Genomic DNA, 19,663 nt, shown 5'->3' on the forward strand with positions numbered 1-19,663 from the left:
GTTGTATTGCCTACAAATAGGATAGCACATTTTGTTGAAGTTTCTTTATATTATTTTATCTAGCACAACAGGTTAATTTACGATCTTTCCGAAATCAGCCTTTAAGGACGCGCCACCGACAAGTCCTCCGTCGATATCCGCCTGCGCAAAGAGCTCTGCAGCGTTTCCGGCGTTTACAGATCCGCCGTACTGGATGCGGATCGCTTCCTTTGTTGCCTCGTCGTAGATCTCACCGATGCACGCACGGATCGCTCCGCAGACTTCCTCAGCCTGCTCCGTGGTAGCTGTCTTTCCGGTTCCGATGGCCCAGATCGGCTCGTAAGCGATCACAGCAGTCTTTGCCTGATCTGCTGTCACGTTCTGGAACGCGATCTTCACCTGTTTGCGGATCCAGTCCAGAGTGATTCCCTGTTCTCTCTGGGTAAGAGTCTCACCGCAGCAGATGATCGGGGTCAGTCCATGCTCGAATGCCTTTAAGACTTTCTTATTGACAGTCTCATCTGTCTCAGCGAAGTACTCTCTTCTCTCGGAATGTCCGATAATCACATATTTTACGCCGGCATCTGTCAGCATGTTCGGGGAGATCTCGCCTGTGTACGCGCCCTTCTCCTCGAAATACATATTCTCAGCGCCGACCTCGATGTTTGTTCCCTCGCATGCCTTTACGACAGGAATGATGTCGATAGCCGGTACGCAGAATACAACGTCCGCTTCCTCCGTCTTAACGAGCGGCTTTAATGTCTCAACGAGTGCCACTGCCTCGGACGGAGTCATGTTCATTTTCCAGTTTCCAGCGATAATTTTCTTTCTTGCCATGGTTATCTACCCCCATATATACCAATATTTATCTTCAAGATCCATATCCAGGATTCTCTCTGAACGATAACATTCAAAAACTACATCTGCAGTTTTCCATACTATGACAAAATCCGGGACGGGATCACCGCCCCGGATCTGGAATCTCGGACATTATAATATTTACAGCCAGGGAAGTAAATGCGTACATTTGCTCCCCACCGTGCATCTTCTTGTTTTTATTTCATAAAAACAAGAAGCCGGGGCGCGCCCCCTATACCGGAACAGACCTGAAAGGGCTTGTGCAAGCGAGCTTGCAGCGCCCTTCCACGCCTGTTCCGGCGCACGGTGTACTGGTTTCATTCATTATTTGTCGTCAGCTGCGGCAACGCCCGGAAGCTCTTTTCCTTCCAGGAACTCTAAGGATGCGCCGCCGCCTGTGGAGATATGGCTCATCTTATCGCCAAAGCCGAGCTGGTTGACTGCTGCCGCGGAATCGCCGCCGCCGATGATCGTTGTAGCGTCTGTCTCAGCAAGTGCTTTCGCAACCGCAATAGTACCTGCAGCAAGAGTCGGGTTCTCGAATACACCCATCGGTCCGTTCCATACAACCGTCTTCGCGCTCTTTACAGCTTCTGTGTAGAGCTTGCAGGTCTCCGGTCCGATATCAACGCCCTCTTTGTCTGCCGGGATCGCATCCACGGAAACGTACTCAACCTCAACCGGTGCGTCGATCGGGTTCGGGAACTCAGCAACAACGGTTGTATCAACCGGAAGGAGAAGCTTCTTTCCAAGCTTTTCTGCCTTCTCCATCATCTCCTTGCAGTAGTCGATCTTTGTATCGTCAACTAAGGACTTACCGATCTCCTTGCCCTGTGCCTTTAAGAAGGTGTAGGCCATGCCGCCGCCGATGATGAGGGTATCACACTTCTCAAGCAGGTTGGAGATCACGTTTAACTTATCAGCAACCTTTGCGCCGCCGAGGATCGCTACGAACGGACGAACCGGATTCTCAACCGCGTTTCCAAGGAACGCGATCTCTTTCTCCATCAGGTAGCCGACTACGTTGGAGCCACCCTTTGCGGAGATGAATTTTGTAACACCGGCTACGGAAGCGTGTGCTCTGTGGGAGGAACCGAACGCGTCGCATACATAATCGTCTGCGAGATCCGCGAGCTCTTTGCTGAACTCCTCGCCGTTCTTTGTCTCCTCAGCGCCACGGAAACGTGTATTCTGAAGAAGGACTACGTCCCCCTCTTTCATAGCATCCACTGCCTTTGTTGCAGCTTCGCCGGTTACATTGTAATCAGAAACGAATACAACTTCCTTGCCAAGCTTTGCGGAAAGGCTCTTTGCAACCGGTGCAAGGGATTCTCCCTCGTTCGGTCCGTTTTTAACTTTTCCGAGGTGGGAGCAGAGAATTACCTTGCCGCCATCGTTGATCAGCTTCTGGATCGTCGGGAGAGCCGCGTTGATACGTGTCTCATCTGTGATCTCGCCATTCTTAAGCGGTACGTTGAAATCGCAGCGGACTAAAACTCTTTTACCTTTTACGTTGATATCATCAACTGTTTTCTTATTTAAAGACATGTCGGAATTCCTCCTTGATATTTTCTGACAGACATCTTCCTGTCTTCCGACCCACGGCAGCCGCCGGAGTCTTTCGCGGGAGGCGGGCTTTCGCGCGCTTTCCGCGTCTTTTTATGTAACAGGGAATTCCTCGGAATTTCCTGTTACATAAAAAAGGGGTCCGGTCCTCAACAGACCGGACCCCTCAGTGAGTCTAATTTGTCACAATTTCTGTGGACCGATTAAGCATTTAACAGTTTTCCGAAGTGCTTAATTGTACGAACCATCTGGCTTGTGTAGGAGTTCTCGTTGTCGTACCAAGATACAACCTGAACCTCAGATGTGTTCTCGTCGATCGGGAGAACCATTGTCTGTGTTGCATCGAAGAGAGAACCGTATCTCATACCAACGATATCGCTGGAAACGATCTCATCTGTGTTGTAGCCGAAGGACTCGTTGGAAGCTGCCTTCATTGCTGCGTTGATGGATTCCTTTGTCGGCTGGCCCTTAACAACAGCTGTTAAAATTGTTGTGGAACCTGTCGGTGTAGGAACACGCTGAGCAGAACCGATGAGCTTACCGTTTAATTCCGGAATTACAAGGCCGATTGCCTTTGCAGCGCCTGTGCTGTTCGGAACGATGTTGATTGCTGCTGCACGGCTTCTTCTCTTATCGCCCTTTCTCTGCGGTCCGTCAAGTGTCATCTGGTCGCCTGTGTAAGCGTGGATTGTGCACATGATACCGGACTGGATCGGGTAAGAATCGTTTAATGCCTTTGCCATCGGAGCAAGGCAGTTTGTTGTACAGGAAGCAGCGGAGATGATGTGGTCATCTTTGCTTAATGTCTCGTGGTTTACGTTGTAAACGATCGTCGGAAGATCGTTTCCTGCCGGAGCGGAAATGATAACGTGCTTAGCGCCTGCATCGATATGAGCCTGTGCTTTTGCTTTGGATGTGTAGAAGCCTGTGCACTCAAGAACAACGTCTACACCGATCTCGCCCCACGGAAGCTCTGCTGCGTTTGCTTTCGCGTAGATCTTGATCTCTTTGCCATCAACAGTGATAGAATCCTCACCGTAGGATACTGTATCCGCAAGAGCGTATCTGCCCTGTGTGGAATCATATTTTAAAAGGTGTGCGAGCATCTCCGGAGAAGTTAAGTCGTTGATCGCAACGATCTCGAATCCCTCTGCGCCAAACATCTGTCTGAATGCAAGACGGCCAATACGGCCAAAACCATTAATCGCAACTTTAACTGCCATTTTTCTTTTCCTCCTAGAAAATGATGTGTGGTCGTTTCATAACCATTCAGCATGTCCGCACGTTTCACGGAACATAAAGGATACTCTGAAACGCCAAACAGTTATGATTGTTAAATATTAATCAACCTTGGTTTTATTGTACATAATTCTGCCAGAAATAGCAAGTCCTTTTTACAAACTTTTCCCAATATGAATCGAAGATTTTCTCCTTTTTTCGGCAAAAGCCGGGAATCCCTCTTTTTTTCGTCATCTTTCCTCTTGAAACTCCTTCTTTTTTTTTTTATACTAAGGCATAAATATCAATACCCTGTATTCCACTATGGAGGACACGTTTCATGATGCAGAAATTTCGAAAACTATCCCTGGAGAGCCAGTTGTTTTTCAGCTTTATGGCAGTGTCCGTCTGCCTGCTGCTCCTCTCCTTAAGTATAACCCTTTCTTCGACGATTACACGGCAGCGTCAGGAGATCGATAAAAATATCAGCGCTCTCGCCGCCTATGTTGCCTCCATGGACAGCGTTGTCTCCATGCTGGAAAACGGTTATCCGGACGGATCCGCCAATGAAGCTCTGGATTCCCTGTCTGAAAATTTTCCCGATCTCAATGTCATAGCCATTTATAATACGACCGGGCTGCGGTTCTACCACACAAACCGGAAGGAGACGGGGGAAACCTTCGTCGGCGGCGAGGAGGAGGCAATCTTAAAGGGAAGCCAGCCTTATATCACCATCGGCTACGGTACAAACGGTTCCCAGCGGCGGGCTTTCCATTCGATCCGGAATAGCGACGGAGCGATCATCGGCTTCGTTATAGCGTCGGTCTTCAACACCTACATCTCCGAGCAGGTCCACGAAGTCTTTCCTACCTATTTATTGGCAGCGATGATCATGCTGCTCGTCAGCATCCTTCTGTCCCACGGACTCGTCTCCCTTCTCCGGGATTCCCTGATGGGACATCACCCGACGGAGCTTCTCGACCTGTACCTGCGTCAGGATACCGTGCTGAATGCGCTGGAGGAAGGTCTTGTCGCCACGGATTCCACCGGCTCTGTGGTTTACGCAAATCAGGCGGCAGAAAATCTCTTTCATGTCCTGCCTGAAAAACCGGAGGATCCGCCTTCTGTCTCCCCGGACGATGGGACTTCCGGACAGGAACGGACTGAACCTCTTATGGAAGGACGCACTTTCAGGGATTTCTTCCCGGAATCCCAGGCAGACCGGGTCCTCGCGTCCGGCACACCGTCCTACCACCGTGCCTGCACCTGTGAGAACCGAAGACTTCTGGTCAGTGAGATTCCGGCAGACACCCAGACGGAGCATCCGGTGATCCTCACGATCATCAATGACCAGACGGAGATGGAGACGGTCATGGACGAGCTCACCGGAGCAAAGGCGATGCTTGACACACTGCGCGCCTTCAACCACGAATTTTTAAATAAGCTCCACGTGATCCTGGGCTACCTCCAGACCGGTCAGACGGAGGAGGCCATCAACTTCATTATCAACAGCAACCTTGTCTCCAGCCAGTCGATCCGCCAGACTGCGGACTGTCTGCGCGTATCAAAGATCTGCGCCCTTGTGATCGGAAAAATGATGCATGCCGCGGAGCTCGGCATCCTGCTCACCGTCTCCCCGGACAGCCGCTGTCTGGAAAAGGATCTCCTTCTTCCGGTCGAAAACTATATCACGATCGTCGGAAATCTTCTCGAAAATGCCATCGAGGAGCTTTCCGCAGGCAGTCCTGAGATCCGGGAGATCACACTCGGGATCTACTGTGACCCGGGCTGCAATATCATCACCTGTGAGGACACCGGGCGCGGGATCCGTCCGGATCTGATCGACAGGATCTATGAAAAGGGCGTCTCGTCCAAGGGCACAAACCGCGGGACCGGACTTTTCCTGATCAAACAGCTTGTAGACAGCGGGAACGGCGAGATCTCCATCGAGACAGAACCGGGAGAGGGCACCTGCTTTACCATCACATTTACGGAAAGGAAGCATACACCATGTATCATGTAATCATCATCGAGGACGATCCGATGGTCGCCTCCATCAATAAACAGTATGTCGAGGTCACTCCGGAATTCCGGGTGGACCGGATCTTTAAAAACGGGTCGGAGGCGCTCCCCTACCTGAAGACGAATCCCACTGACCTGATCATTCTCGATTACTATACTCCTGTCATGAACGGCGGTGAATTTCTCGATGCCCTCCACAATGCCGGCCTCACACCATCCGTCATTATGGTCACCTCCGCGAACGATACGGATATCGTCCGCTCCCTGTTAAATCGCGGGATCACCGACTATCTCGTGAAACCCTTCGAATATACGCGTTTTAAGACAGCTCTTGACCGTTTTACCGAGACAAAGAAGTATCTGGAGCACAGCCACGGGGGACTCGGCCAGCACGATATCGACCGTCTCTTTTCCGTGAATGACCAGAGGGCAGACGCAAAGCCGTCACTCGCAAAGGGATTGAACGAGACAACCCTTGCCATGATCCGGGAATATCTGCAGAACAACCGGAATGGCTTCTTTACCAGCGAGCAGATCGCCGAGCAGATCCACCTCTCCCGCATCACGATCCGCAGATACATGAACTATATGGTAGACACAGGCGAGATCATCAGCACGATCGATTACAAGACCGGCGGCCGCCCTTCGATCAAATATGGATTCGGGCAAAAATGATTTGCCCTCCGGCGGCAGTTACGATATTTACAAAACCTGTTACTTACTTACTTAAATTGACACCATGCACAAAATCTTTTATTCTTTTTATAAAGTTTTTACACATTTTCATCAATGTAAACGGGGTATAAACAGATGGAGCGCTTTTCTTTTCATCTGTGAGCTGTTTCCGGATTCCCGGGACAGGAAAAGAAGAGCGGAATGTGTAAGGCAAAAAAAGGATAGGAGGATATTTTATGGAAAATATCATCAGCTATTTCGGCACCTACACACCAGCTGCCGATGGCGCAATCGCAAATTTTAAATTTGAGTATTTATGTACTCTCGGCTTTGCAGCAATCGTAATCTTCCTCGGACGCGCAATCGTCGCACATTCCGCGGCATTAAGAAAATATGCGATTCCTGCTCCGGTTGTTTCCGGTATCATCTTTTCACTCCTGATTTCCGCGATCAAGATGACCGGCACAGTCAGTATCAGTTTTGACGCAAAGGTCATGAAAGACCTCTGTCAGAACCTCTTCTTCCTCTGCGTAGGCTTCGGCTTCAGCGCAAAGATGTTAAGACATGCAGGCGGAAAGCTCTGCGTCATGATCGCATTTGCTGCCTGCCTCCTGATCACCTGTCAGGATGTTCTCGGTGTTGCGATCGCTCACCTGATCAACTTAAATCCGCTCCTCGCTCTTCAGTGTTCTTCCTCAGCGATGTCCGGTGGTGTTGGTACCGCATCTGCCTTTGGTCCGATCTTCGAGGGCTGGGGTGCACAGGATGCTACAACGATCGGTGTTGCGGCAGGTACTCTTGGTAACGTTATGGGCTCCCTCATCGGTGGTCCGGTTGCGGCTTTCCTGATCGCAAAGCACGGTTTAAAGGCTGACCCGAACGATAAGCCGGAAGCAAAGGCAACCGGCAAGGCACCGGAGCTTGACAACACAAAGATGATCATGATGTTCGCAATGTGCTTACTTCTCGCAGCTCTCGGCATGCCGATTTACTGCTTACTCGACAATATCCCGATGATTGAGATGCCGAAATTCATCGGCTGCCTCTTCGCAGGTGCCATCGCAAGAAACGTCATGGAAGCTGCAAACATCAAGTTCTATGTTCCGGAGGTTGACGCCATCGAGCATATGTTCCTGGAGCTTTACCTTGCACTTGTTCTTATGACAACAGACTTCACAAAGCTTGCCCCGGTTGCAGGCCAGATGGGTATCATCCTCGTAGCACAGGCGATCCTCATGGCTCTGTTCGGTATCTTCGTTTCCTTCAACCTCTTTGGCCGTGACTACGGCGCAGCCGTTATGACAGCCGGCAACATCGGTTGGGGCTGCGGTTCCGGTCCGAACGCAGTAGCGAACGAAAAGGCTGTTATGGATCAGTACGGATGGCATAACATCGCATGGGTTCTTTACCCGTCCTTCGCTGTTATCATCGATGATATCTATAACCCGATCTTCCTTTCCATCTTTGGTGGCTTATTCAAAGGCTGATCGCAAGTCGTATCCCATATACAGTTTTTGATCTTGAAACATACCCCTCTTATATCCGCCCGGAGAGATTCCCACTCTTCCGGGCGGATTTTTTGCGCAAAGATACCGGCTGCGCGGGACGCTCAAAGATGTCAAGTCCTTTCCCGCTAATTTTCCGTATAGCTTTATATTCTCTCTGTATCCGTTTTTGTAAGTTTTTTACTGTATTTTTGTTACTTAAGTTACAATTATTGGTTAATACTTATTAAAATTGCATTTTATTTGAAAATATTTTATTCTTTTTTCATAAAGATTTTACCTTCCCAAACACCTCCGGCAGATTCCTCTGTGGGGAAATAAAACAGTTCCATTCACTGTTTTATTTTCGGGAGTCTATCGGAACACACCTACTAAAAAAGGATTGGAGGAACTCTTATGGAAAGTATCATCAGTTATTTCGGCACCTACAAACCGGCAGCCGACGGAGCAGTCGCCTCTTTCAAGTTTGAGTACCTGTGTACTCTCGGTTTCGCGGCCATCGTGATCTTCCTCGGCAGGGCCATCGTTGCCCGTTCTGAGGCGCTCAGAAAATACGCAATCCCGGCGCCTGTTATTTCCGGTCTGATCTTCTCGATCATCGTATCCTGCATCAAGGGTGCCGGAATCGTCGGAATCTCCTTCGACGCGACGATCATGAAGGATCTCTGCCAGAACTTATTCTTCCTCTGCGTAGGCTTCGGCTTCAGCGCGAAGATGTTAAAGCACGCAGGCGGAAAGCTCTGTATCCTCATCGCATTTGCAGCATGTCTTCTGATCACCTGTCAGGACCTCTTAGGATACGCACTGAGCCAGCTCATCGGAATGCACCCGCTCTTAGCGCTCCAGTGTTCTTCCGCGGCGATGTCCGGCGGTGTCGGCACCGCGTCTGCGTTCGGCCCGATCTTTGAGGAATGGGGCGCGCCGGATGCCACCGTTGTTGGTGTCGCGGCAGGTACCATGGGAAATATCATGGGTTCCCTGATCGGCGGTCCGGTTGCAGCCTTCCTGATCGCAAAGCATGGCTTAAAGTCTGATCCGAACGACAAACCGGAAGCACACGCAACCGGCAAGGTTCCGGAGCTTAACAACACGAAAATGATCATGATGTTCGCGATGTGTCTTCTTCTCGCAGCGCTCGGAATGCCGATCTACTGTCTGCTTGACAACATCCCGATGATCGAGATGCCGAAATTCATCGGCTGCCTCTTCGCAGGTGCCATCGCGAGAAACGTCATGGAAGCAACCGGAATCAAGTTCTATGTGCCGGAGGTTGACGCTATTGAGCATATGTTCTTAGAGCTCTACCTTGCCCTCGTACTTATGACCACCGATTTCACGAAGCTTGCTCCCCTTGCAGGACAGATGGGCATTATCCTCGTAGCACAGGGCATTTTCATGGCACTCTTTGGAATCTTTGTATCCTTCAACCTCTTTGGACGCGATTACGGTGCAGCTGTCATGACAGCCGGAAACATCGGCTGGGGCTGCGGTTCCGGTTCCAACGCCGTCGCAAACGAGAAAGCGATCATGGACCAGTACGGCTGGCACACTATCGCCTGGGTTTTATATCCATCCTTTGCCGTTATCATCGACGATATCTACAACCCGATCTTCCTCTCCATCTTCGGAGGTCTGTTCCGGAGTTGACAGAGCCTTACAATATTTATTGGTTTCTCATTTGTATAACCCTCTTTTCCGGTCGGAGATCCCCCCTCTCCGACCGGTTTTTGTTTGTTTTTCTAAAATACATTGTATCTGCCACAGATTTTATGTTATACTCTAAAGATGTAAAGTTACAAAAGCTGTCCGGAGCTTTTTCCGGTTTTACAGCCTGAACACACAAGGAATAGGATATCTTCATGCATAAATTTTCACACATAATTTCTTTGTTCCTCCTCTGCACCGGTCTCGCGCTTGGCGGATGCGGAAAGGCTTCCGCGCCCCCGCAGGGCCAGACAGGGGCAGCATCAGATTCATTAAAAATCCTGACGATCGGAACTGCCGACAGCGGCGGGACCATGTACCCGGTCGGAAAAGCGATCTCCGGGGTCGTTGAGGATTCTGACTCCACCCTCAAACTGAATGTCAGCGCTTCCACGGGCTCCGCCGGGAATGTCCGTTCCCTCGAACAGGGAAGCATCGATCTCGGACTCGTCAGCGGTGATGTGGCCTTTGCCGCAGTAAACGGAAGCGGGGAATTCAAAGATGCCCCGTTTAAAGGACTCAAGGTCATCGCAGCCCTCTATCCAAGCATCTCGAACTGGATGGCCCGGGATGATTCCGGTATTTTTTACGTGCATGATCTGAAGGGGAATAAACTTGGGGTCGGTCCTCATGATTCCACCACGGAGCTCGCCGCAAAGGTTTCCCTGAGTGTTCTCGGTGTCACAGAACAGAATTCTACCCTTGTCAACTGCGGCCTCGGCTCGGGCGCTGAGGAGGTTAAAAACAGGACCCTCGACGCAATTCACGGGTTTACCGGTGTGCCAATTTCCGGACTCGCAAAGCTGGCGGACGCGGTTCCGTGCCATCTTTTAAAATACACGGATTCTGAGCTCCGCTCCATCATCCGCTCCAATCCATTCTATTATATGGAGGAGATCCCCGCCGGTACCTACAACGGTCAGGACGAGAATGTTGCGACCTTTGGGATCAAATGTCTCCTCTGCGTCAGCGAGAACATGAGCGACGATCTCGTCTATGAGATCACCTCGATCCTCTACGAGAACCGTGACCGCTTAAAGGATCTCCATCCCGCCCTCTCCTATGCCTCACAGACGGGATTCATGTACGAGGATCTTCCGATCGAGCTTCATCCGGGAGCTGAACGGTATTATGCGGAACAGGGACTGCTGCAGGAGCATAGCAGATAACTCTTTTCAGTATAAAAGTATAAACAGTCGAAAGCGCACCATCCGGGATATCGTCCCCGGATGATGCGCTTTTTGTTTAAAATCATCTTTGCCCCTTGTCATATAGTTTTTAATACTATATAATAGATGGATGAAAGGAGTTTCACCATGAGAACGAATGAAGAACGACTGAATGAGCTGCTTGCCCACCTGGACAGCCTCGACCACATTCATGTGGATGAGATCCCGCAGATCGACCTCTATATGGATCAGGTGACGACCTTTATGGAGAAGCACCTCGGTGAGTTAAAGCGCTACCCGGAAGACAAGGTTCTGACAAAGACTATGATCAACAACTATGCGAAAAACAACCTGCTTCCATCCCCGGTACGGAAAAAATATACCCAGGAACATATCCTGCTTCTGGTATTTATCTATTATTTTAAAAATCTGCTGAGCTTCACGGATATCGAGACGGTTCTTTCCTATATTACGGAGAACCATTTCGGCACATCGGAATCCTCCCTGGCAGAGATCTACACAAAGATCTTCTCCATGGAACATGATCAGATGGATCGGCTGAAGGATGATGTGAAAGAGAAATTTGAGAAGGCGAAAGAGACGTTTCCCCCTGCTGCGGAAGGTGCCGCGGACCCGGAGAACGAGGAATCGCTGCAGCTCTTCGCGTTTATCTGTGAGCTGGCGTTTGATGTGTTCCTGAAGAAGCAGATGATCGAACGGCTGGCGGATGAGCTTCGGGCCGAGAATCCGCCGAAGAAAAAGAAATAATTCAAAAAGACCTTCCTTCAGAAGCAATCCCCATTTTGCTTCTGTCAGAAGGCCTTTTTTTACATATTAAAAATACTTTCTCTTATTTCTCCGCGCCGTCCTCATCATCGAGTTTCTCGAATCCAAGGCGCTTGAATACCATATCGTATCCGTCACTTCCGTAATTTAAAGACCGGTTTACACGGCTGATCGTTGCGGTGGAAGCACCTGTGCTCTCCGCGATATCGAGATATGTCCGTTTCTCTCTCAGCATCTTCGCGACTTCATAGCGCTGGGACAGGGACAGGAGTTCATTTACCGTGCAGACATCCTCGAAGAATGCGTAGCACTCTTCCGGCGTCTTCAATGTCAGAATCGCCTCAAAAAGGTGATCAACTGCATCTGTCTTGATTTTCTTATTCATGTTTACTATTACCCCTTCTGCTTCATATTTGCAGCAAGCTCAGAACAATATTTTTGCTGCATCTTTATGGATCATTTCGTTCAACGCACTAATCACAGTTTAACACGTTAGATTCAAAAAGTCCAGTGTTTCTGCATAAAAAAGCAAAAAGAGTTATGGCTGCCATATCCCGTTGGAATATAAGCAGCCATTTTCTATGCCAACATAAATTTCTCCACAACCAGCCCAACACCGTCATCATTGTTGGACGCCGTGATATAATCCGCCGCACTCCGCACCGGCAGGACCGCATTTTCCATGGCAACACCGAGGCCCGCATACTTGATCATCGTGAGGTCATTGTAACCGTCCCCGCAGGCGATCATCTGCTCTTTCGTGAGTCCCAGGACTTCCAGCAGGCGCTCCAGACTCTGAGCCTTATCGATTCCCTTCGGCAGGACCTCAAGAAAGAACGGATCTGAGCGGTAAATGCTGAAATTTTTTCCCATGGCCGCCTTCACCTTCGGCTCCACCATCGCAAGGTAATCGCCGTCCTCCATCATAAGAAATTTCGGGACCTCAAAGTTTACATATTCCTTCATGTCCTCCGGTTTCCAGAGCTCCATCCCGTTGATCCGGCTCTCCAGCCTTCCGTACGGGGACTCCGGATTTGAGGAAATGATCCTGCTGCCCTCGTATGTGGCGATATCGACCTGATGCTCCTCCGCAAGTCCGATGATCTTTTTGTTGGCAGAAACCGGCAGGGATCTCGCAAACACGGTCTCCCCGGTCTTGCAGTTGATGATCCGTCCGCCGTTGAAGGAGAGAATATACCCGCTGTACTCGTCCAGGCGCAGCTCTTTCGCAAGCGGCATCACGCCCTGGGTCGGGCGTCCCGACGCGAGAACCACCTTTTTTCCGCGCTCCTGCGCCTTCATAAGTGCCGCCTTCGTCCGCGGTGTGACCACCTTGTCCCGGTTTGTCAGCGTGCCGTCCAGGTCCAGTACGATGATCTCGTATGGACCTGCCATATTTTTTTCTGTCTGCATTTATGACTCCTCTATGCGCAGGATGCGCTCGATTTTATTTTGTAAGATCCGTCTGTCTGATCTTCTCCCGCACTTTTAACAGGAAGGACGGGGACACCGACAGTTCATCGATTCCCATCTTCAAAAAATCTTCCGTGAGATCCGTCTCCGCGCCAAGTTCACCGCAGATTCCAACCATACAGCCGTACTTATGGCCGCTCTCCGCCACAAAGCGGATCAGCCGCAGCACCGCCGGATGTTTCGGATCGTAGAATTCATCCAATTTCTCGTTTTGTCTGTCGATGGCTAACGTGTACTGGACAAGGTCATTGGTTCCGATACTGAAGAAATCCACCTCTTTTGCCAGATCCTCGCTGATGATCGCCGCCGCCGGGGTCTCGATCATGATGCCGATGGCCACATTGCCGAATGGAACGCCCTGTTCCTTTAGTTCATCACGGACAGAGGCCGCGATCTCCTTCGCCTTCTGGACTTCCCAAAGGGATGCGATCATTGGGAACATGATGGAAATCTTTCCGAATGCGCTGGCGCGATAGATCGCCCGAAGCTGGGTTCGGAAGATTTCTGGTCTTGTGAGGCAGATCCGGATCGCGCGGTAGCCCATCGCCGGGTTTTCTTCCTTCTTCAATTTAAAGTAGTCCGCCTGCTTGTCGGCGCCGATGTCCAGAGTGCGGATAATGACCTCTTTTCCCGCCATCATCTCCGCCACCTGACGGTATGCTGCAAACTGCTCTTCCTCCGTCGGGTATGTCTTCTTCTCAAGATATAAAAACTCACTCCGGAACAGGCCGATGCCCGCCGCGTTGCTCTTTAAGACCTCCGCAACATCGGAAACATCCCCGATATTGGCGTAGAGCTTCACCTTCGTTCCGTCCAGGGTGACATCCTCTTTGTCCTTTAATTCCTGCAGCAGGCGCTCTTTTTCTTCCTCCGCCTGCTTCTTCTTCTCCATGGCAGCCAGCATCTCCTCGTCCGGATCCACATAGAGCATTCCCGTCTCGCCGTCGATGACCGCCATCTTTCCGTCCCAAGCTTCCTTGACATCCACGGACACAAGAGCCGGGATGTTCATGCTGCGGGCCAGGATCGCCGTGTGGGAGTTCGGGGAACCCTGCTCGGTGATAAATCCAAGCAGCATGTTCTTTTCCAACTGTACTGTCTCACTGGGGGCCAGGTCCTCCGCCATCAGGATCACTGGCTGGGTCAGGAAGCCCGACTCCACCGCGTCACCGGAGAGTATCTTTACAAGGCGGTTCGTGATATCCTTCACATCCGCCGCCCGTGCGCGGAAATATTCATCCGACATATCCGCGAAGAGACGATAAAAGTTGTCACCGGTCACCGCCGCCGCGTACTCCGCATTCGTCTTCTGGTTTCTTATAATGTTCAGCACAGAATCACGGTAGTCCGCGTCCTCCAGCATCATCATATGGACCTCAAACACCGCCGCCCCCGTCTCTCCTACCTGTTCGCAGGCTTTCTCATGGAGTGTCTTTAATTCGTCCTCCGCGCACGCCACAGCCATCTCGTACCGTTTTACCTCCGCCTCGGTATCCTCCACCGTCCGGCGCTTTACCTGGCTTTCCGTCTTTCTGTGGTAGAGGATCGGCCCGATCGCTACCTTATTTAAGATTGATTTTCCTTTTATGATCTCCATACTCATATATCCGCCTTACAGTTTTGCCTGAAAAAAGTCCTGTACCGCCTCTGCCGCCTCTTTTTCGTCCGGACCGACGGTCTCCACGGTGATCGTCTGACCGTGACGGATCCCGAGGGCCATCACCGCCATGAGCCTTTCGGCATCTGCCTGTTTTGTCTCTGTCTTTATCGTGATCTTCGACTGGAATTCCTTTGCAAGCTTCGCAAGCTCTCCCGCCGGTCTCGCGTGAATTCCGATCTCGTCTGTAATTGTATACTGAAATGTCTCCATAATCAACCCACTTCCTATTTTTCTTTATTATGCAGCTCTAAAAAAGGTTCCCCGCTCCGGATCTTTCCGCGCTTTAAAATATGAACTTCCAGGCAGTCCGGAAGATCTGTGAAAAGAACCGGGGATGCCAAAGATGGAACTTTATCTTTAATTTCCTGAATATCTGCCTTCAAAAGCTTATCCCCGGTCCGTACATGATCCCCATCGTGCACAAAAGCCTCAAAGCTATCTCCTGATAACGATACTGTATCGATTCCAACATGGATCAACATCTCATGTCCACCATCAGTCTGGAATCCGATTGCATGCTTTGTCGGGAATACAAATGTTACTGTCCCATCCGCCGGTGCGTACACATATTCATCATCCGGAATTACCGCCGCACCGTCTCCCATCATTTTTCCGGCAAATGCTTCATCCGGGACTTCCGAAAGCGGGATTACGGTTCCTGTCATGGGACTTTTTATAAGTTCATGACTATCACCTTCATCACTTTCATCCCCGTACTTTTCCAGATACTCTTCCAGATCCGATTTGATGACCGACACCTGCGGACCATAGATGATCTGAACACCTTTTCCTTTTCTAATGACACCTGACGCCCCGGTCGCTTTTAATACGGACTCGTCTACTTTTTTCTCATCCTTTACGGTGCACCGAAGTCTCGTCGCACAGCAGTCCACATCCGTGATATTGTCCGGCCCGCCAAGCCCCTTAAGGATCTCCCCGGAACGTGTTCCCGTCTTCCCCGCAGATTTTTCCCTGCCGGCCTGTCCGGGACCAGTTCCTTTTCTCTCTTCCTTCCTCTGCTCCACATCGCTTCTCGTATAGAGCTTCGCCGCAGCCCCCACTTCCCGCCCCGGCGTCTTATAGTCAAGTTTCCGGATCAGAACCAGGAACACCGCACAGTACATGAGAAAATAGAAGACTCCGACCACAACGATCCAGAGCCACCCGGTCTTTTTGTTTCCTTGAAGGATTCCAAACAGAAACAGATCGATGAGCCCACCGGAGAATGTCATTCCGACTCCAACGTCGAGCATGTGCATCAGCATGTACGCCAGTCCTGCGAACACGCAGTGGATCCCGTAGAGAAGCGGCGCGGTAAAGAGGAATGTAAACTCCAGCGGCTCTGTGATCCCCGTGAGCATGGAGGTCAGTGCCGCGGAGAGGAGAAGTCCCGAGACCTCCTTTTTCTTTTCCGGCAGCGCCGCCTGGTACATGGCCAGGGCCGCTCCCGGAAGTCCGAAGATCATAAGCGGGAACTTTCCTGCCATAAATCTTGTGGCTTCCACGGAAAATCTTGTCGTTTTGGGATCCGCAAGCTCCGCAAAGAAAATGTTCTGAGCACCTTCCACGATTTTTCCGCCGATCTCCATGGTGCCGCCCACTGCGGTCTGCCAGAACGGGATATAAAACACATGGTGCAGGCCGAAGGGGATCAGGGCACGCTCCATAAAGCCGTAAAACCATGTTCCAGGATACCCGGAGCGGAGCACGAAGCCGCCGACTCCTGAGATCGCCGCCTGGACCGGCGGCCAGATAAAGTACATGAGAATGCCCACGAGGACATAGAACAGAGCGCTCACGATGGGGACGAATCTTGTCCCGCCGAAGAAGGACAGCACCTGTGGGAGCTCGATCCTGTAATACCGGTTGTGGAGCCATGCGGTCCCAAGTCCCACCAGGATTCCGCCGAACACCCCCATCTGCAGGGACTGGATCCCCGCCACCATGGCACCGGCCCCCTCTTTTAAGGCATCCGTCCCACCGTTTACCGCGATCATCGCACCGATGGCCGCATGCATGACGAGAAAGGAGATGACCGCAGCCAGCGCAGCCACTTCCTTCTCCTTTTTTGCCATGCCGATGGCGATGCCCATGGCAAACAGGATCGGAAGGTTCGCGAACACGATATCCCCCGCCTGACTCATCACCGTGAACAATGCGCTCCAGAAGGTTCCCGGTCCCATGATCCGCGTGAGCCCGTACGTTTCAAGCATCGTGGTATTCGAGAAGGAACCGCCGATGCCAAGCAATAGTCCCGCCACGGGCAGCAGTGCGATCGGCAGCATAAACGACCTCCCGATCCTCTGCAGGACGCCAAAGACCTGATCTTTCATGAATCTCACCCTTTCGTTTCTTTATTAAGAAAAAAGTTCCGGAAAGTGATACCGGAACTTTCTTACCTGGGTTATTATGGGGAGATTTCTGAAATTCTATCCATGTTTCCCGCCTTTAGTCAGTCGTTGGAGCTTCACTCTCCTCCGGCTGTTCTAAATTATCTGTACGTTCTGAGCTCTCTGGAATTCCGGGGTCCTTCATATTATAGACTCTCGTCCACTCTTTCGTCCCTTCCACCTTCACCGTCTCACTCTGGTTCATCCGCAGAAATTTCACGATCTCATAGCAGTTGATCCAGATCTCATTGTTTCCTTCTTTCTGTGACTCATCAAAAATGAGCTGGATTCCGAAGTGAAGGTGCGGTGTCGTGATATTGTTCGTGTTCTCCGTGGTGCTGTACCCGGTCCTGCCGAGATATCCGATCACATCGCCCGCCGTCACGATACTGCCCTCTTTTAAATTCGCCTGATACGGGTAGTTCTGGCGCAGGTGGGCGTAATAGTAATACCTCTTTTTATCGAAGCTTCGTATTCCGATCCGCCAGCCGCCGTACTGGTTCCAGCCCAGAGCCTCCACATACCCGGATTCCACCGCGATCACCGGCGTCCCCACCTGTCCCATCATGTCATGACCCAGGTGCTTCCTCTTAAATCCGTAGGACCGGGACGCACCGAAATCATCAAAATCGCTGTAGGGAAAGTTTTTCGCGATCGGTGAGAACACCTTCAGGCCATATTTTCTGAGCCAGACCTTATCATTGCCGCTCTCCTGCTCAAAATATCCAACCATGCCATCCAGGACCGCCCCATATGCCTCCCGGTAATAGGCATAATATTTCATGTCCTTTGCGATCTCCTCCATCGCTGACCCGGACTTCAGTTTCTCCACCACTGCGTCCAGATCTGTCTGTCGGAACCGCTCAAAATCTCCGCCATACTTCGCCCCGAGATATGCCAGCAGTTCCACCCAATCCAGATGCACCTCTTCCTGCACCGTCCCCATGTCCAGCCGGAACGCCTTCTCCATCACGTCCGCCGGAACATTAAATTCCACCCAGTGGATATATTTTTTCTTTTGGCTGTCCCCCGCTTCCCCGGCTTTTTCAGGCTCCCCAGCCCGACTGCCTTCACCGCTCTTCTCCATCACCGCATATGTATTCTCCGCCGCCGCTTTTCTGCTCTGAACGCACAGGGAAACCGTCAAAATAAAAAGGATCACCAGCTGTGCCCCGATCACTGCTGCCGATCCCGAATGCTCTTTTTTCCTCATGGCACACTCTCCTTCCCACATACATCCCAGTGTATGCGGACAGGCAGAGAATTATGCCATGAAACCTATATCTCCCCACGGCGGATCTTCAAAACTTCCTCCACCGCAAGCTTCACATACTCCCCCATAGAAATATCCCTGCAGCCCACGACAAAGTGCTGGCAGCGGTTTACGGGGATCAGAACTTTTTGGGCCAGGCTCTGGCCAATGGCGACGGCCATTTTTGGCGTGATCTCACCCATGAGGGAATCAGCGATGACGATTCCCATGGGACCGACAATGATGTCGGCGGTGCGGCTTGTGACTACCGCCGGGTTTTCCCCTGTGGCGCCGGCATCCGCCCCCGCCTTCAGCATTGCTGCTGTGGCAATGCTGTTCGTTCCGATCGCCAGGATCTCATCTTCCGGGCAAAGCTTCTTTAACTGTTCCACCAGGCCTTTGCCCATCTTTCCGCCCTGACCGTCTATTACCATGATCGTCATGTGTTTCTTGTTCTCCTTTGTCTGAATGATAGCATTGACTCACCGCGCTCAATCCGGAGCGCCTTCTAATTCCTTCAGCTTCTCATATAAAAACGTATTCACAGGAAGAGAAAATCCCTCTTTCTTTGCGATCTTAAGCATCGTTCCCGCGAACAGGTCCACCTCTGTCGGGCGTCCTGCCAGAACATCCTGGCACATGGAGGTATGTCCCTCCGGGTTTAAGGTCGCAAGAAGCTCCAGCCAGTAATCGATGTCCGCCTCCGTAAGATCAATGTCCTGGGTGTCCGCCACACGGAGAACCTCCCGCATGGCCTCGATCATCATGGTACGCGCCTCTCCCTCTTTCTGGATCAGGCTGTATGGCGCACCGTAGACCGCTGTCACCTGATTCACACCGGTGTTTAACATGAGCTTGTTCCACTGTTCCCGAAGAATATCATCCGGAACCTTGTAGGCCAGCCCCGTCCGGTCAAAAAGCTCCGTCACCGCCTTCAGCTTCTCATCATGGCTCCTGTCCTTATTTCCGATGGTGATATAACCCATATTTTTGTAGGTGACCTCATTTCCGTCCTTTCCTGCGTCCATGCCCTGCACGCAGGCGTAGAGCACATGATCCGCGCCGTAGACTTTCTCGATCATCTCCTCGCTGGAAATTCCATTGAGTACCGACAAGAACAGGGTATGTTCCCCGACAAACGGCTTCACGATCTCAAGCGCGCTCTCCATTCCCATGAACTTCACCGCAAAGATAATGAGATCCGCCGTCACCGCCTCCGCCGGAGACCGGTAGGAAAATCCACAGGCTTCCCCGTTGCAGACCATATCCGCGCTCCGGTAGCGGTTTACGCGCCCCTCATCCGCGATAAAAAAGACATTCTCATTTCCCATCCGTTTTTTCAGATAATTTCCGTACATAACGCCGAGAGCGCCCTGTCCGATAATTCCGATCTTTTTGATCTCCAT

17 protein-coding genes are annotated in these 19,663 nt (G+C 51.2%); 6 read left to right on the top strand and 11 right to left on the bottom strand.

Features of this window, described 5'->3' with window-relative positions:
• Nucleotides 1-72 precede the first annotated feature (72 nt).
• From tpiA to gap, 3 genes are all read right to left on the bottom strand, one after another.
• Entirely contained in the window at nucleotides 73-816 is a 744-nt protein-coding gene (gene tpiA / locus GPK83_RS02395) for a triose-phosphate isomerase (protein ID WP_215703918.1), read from the bottom strand.
• A 345-nt stretch (nucleotides 817-1,161) separates the two neighbouring features.
• Nucleotides 1,162-2,385 carry a phosphoglycerate kinase gene (locus GPK83_RS02400; RefSeq protein WP_215703919.1) on the bottom strand — a complete coding sequence of 408 codons (1,224 nt, stop codon included), beginning with the start codon at nucleotides 2,383-2,385 and terminating at the stop codon, nucleotides 1,162-1,164.
• Nucleotides 2,386-2,606: 221 nt separating this feature from the next.
• Nucleotides 2,607-3,626 carry a type I glyceraldehyde-3-phosphate dehydrogenase gene (gap, locus tag GPK83_RS02405; protein WP_015554972.1) on the bottom strand — a complete coding sequence of 340 codons (1,020 nt, stop codon included), beginning with the start codon at nucleotides 3,624-3,626 and terminating at the stop codon, nucleotides 2,607-2,609.
• A 335-nt stretch (nucleotides 3,627-3,961) separates the two neighbouring features.
• On the opposite strand from gap, the gene GPK83_RS02410 reads away from it, so the two are divergent.
• The 6 genes from GPK83_RS02410 (at nucleotide 3,962) to GPK83_RS02435 (ending at nucleotide 11,464) form a co-directional block, all read left to right on the top strand.
• The gene (locus tag GPK83_RS02410) at nucleotides 3,962-5,644 is read left to right on the top strand and encodes an ATP-binding protein (protein WP_215703920.1); all 1,683 of its coding nucleotides are present in this window, start codon (nucleotides 3,962-3,964) and stop codon (nucleotides 5,642-5,644) included.
• A complete protein-coding gene (locus GPK83_RS02415) occupies nucleotides 5,632-6,318 on the top strand; it encodes a response regulator (protein ID WP_015554974.1) in 687 nt (228 codons plus the stop codon). The genes GPK83_RS02410 and GPK83_RS02415 overlap by 13 nt, the downstream gene beginning before the upstream one ends.
• A gap of 236 nt (nucleotides 6,319-6,554) precedes the next feature.
• Nucleotides 6,555-7,805 carry a sodium/glutamate symporter gene (locus GPK83_RS02420; RefSeq protein ID WP_015554975.1) on the top strand — a complete coding sequence of 417 codons (1,251 nt, stop codon included), beginning with the start codon at nucleotides 6,555-6,557 and terminating at the stop codon, nucleotides 7,803-7,805.
• Between the two features lie 414 nt (nucleotides 7,806-8,219).
• A complete protein-coding gene (locus GPK83_RS02425; protein WP_021905282.1) occupies nucleotides 8,220-9,470 on the top strand; it encodes a sodium/glutamate symporter in 1,251 nt (416 codons plus the stop codon).
• Between the two features lie 212 nt (nucleotides 9,471-9,682).
• Complete coding sequence (locus tag GPK83_RS02430) at nucleotides 9,683-10,696, top strand: TAXI family TRAP transporter solute-binding subunit (protein WP_015554978.1); 1,014 nt, start codon at nucleotides 9,683-9,685, stop codon at nucleotides 10,694-10,696.
• A gap of 147 nt (nucleotides 10,697-10,843) precedes the next feature.
• The gene (locus tag GPK83_RS02435) at nucleotides 10,844-11,464 is read left to right on the top strand and encodes a DUF1836 domain-containing protein (protein WP_215703921.1); all 621 of its coding nucleotides are present in this window, start codon (nucleotides 10,844-10,846) and stop codon (nucleotides 11,462-11,464) included.
• A gap of 82 nt (nucleotides 11,465-11,546) precedes the next feature.
• Here GPK83_RS02435 and GPK83_RS02440 read toward each other — a convergent pair whose 3' ends face one another.
• The 8 genes from GPK83_RS02440 to GPK83_RS02475 all read right to left on the bottom strand — a co-directional run bounded on the left by GPK83_RS02440 (nucleotide 11,547) and on the right by GPK83_RS02475 (nucleotide 19,663).
• Nucleotides 11,547-11,867, bottom strand: coding sequence for a YerC/YecD family TrpR-related protein (locus GPK83_RS02440; protein ID WP_117485049.1), 321 nt, complete (start codon nucleotides 11,865-11,867; stop codon nucleotides 11,547-11,549).
• A gap of 194 nt (nucleotides 11,868-12,061) precedes the next feature.
• On the bottom strand, nucleotides 12,062-12,895 hold the full coding sequence (locus GPK83_RS02445) for a Cof-type HAD-IIB family hydrolase (protein ID WP_117470617.1): 834 nt from the start codon (nucleotides 12,893-12,895) through the stop codon (nucleotides 12,062-12,064).
• 34 nt (nucleotides 12,896-12,929) lie between these two features.
• Nucleotides 12,930-14,552, bottom strand: coding sequence for a phosphoenolpyruvate--protein phosphotransferase (gene ptsP, locus GPK83_RS02450; RefSeq protein ID WP_117503025.1), 1,623 nt, complete (start codon nucleotides 14,550-14,552; stop codon nucleotides 12,930-12,932).
• Nucleotides 14,553-14,567: 15 nt separating this feature from the next.
• Entirely contained in the window at nucleotides 14,568-14,825 is a 258-nt protein-coding gene (locus tag GPK83_RS02455; RefSeq protein WP_117503026.1) for an HPr family phosphocarrier protein, read from the bottom strand.
• Nucleotides 14,826-14,839: 14 nt separating this feature from the next.
• Nucleotides 14,840-16,948 carry a PTS transporter subunit IIABC gene (locus tag GPK83_RS02460; protein WP_215703940.1) on the bottom strand — a complete coding sequence of 703 codons (2,109 nt, stop codon included), beginning with the start codon at nucleotides 16,946-16,948 and terminating at the stop codon, nucleotides 14,840-14,842.
• Between the two features lie 115 nt (nucleotides 16,949-17,063).
• Nucleotides 17,064-18,218, bottom strand: coding sequence for a peptidoglycan DD-metalloendopeptidase family protein (locus GPK83_RS02465; protein WP_215703922.1), 1,155 nt, complete (start codon nucleotides 18,216-18,218; stop codon nucleotides 17,064-17,066).
• 65 nt (nucleotides 18,219-18,283) lie between these two features.
• Nucleotides 18,284-18,700, bottom strand: coding sequence for a DUF3842 family protein (locus GPK83_RS02470; protein ID WP_015554986.1), 417 nt, complete (start codon nucleotides 18,698-18,700; stop codon nucleotides 18,284-18,286).
• A gap of 48 nt (nucleotides 18,701-18,748) precedes the next feature.
• Nucleotides 18,749-19,663: a ketopantoate reductase family protein gene (locus tag GPK83_RS02475; RefSeq protein WP_215703923.1), complete on the bottom strand. Its 915-nt coding sequence runs from the start codon at nucleotides 19,661-19,663 to the stop codon at nucleotides 18,749-18,751.

The organism is Clostridium sp. MCC328, assembly GCF_018785465.1.
Lineage (GTDB): Bacteria > Bacillota > Clostridia > Lachnospirales > Lachnospiraceae > Pilosibacter > Pilosibacter fragilis.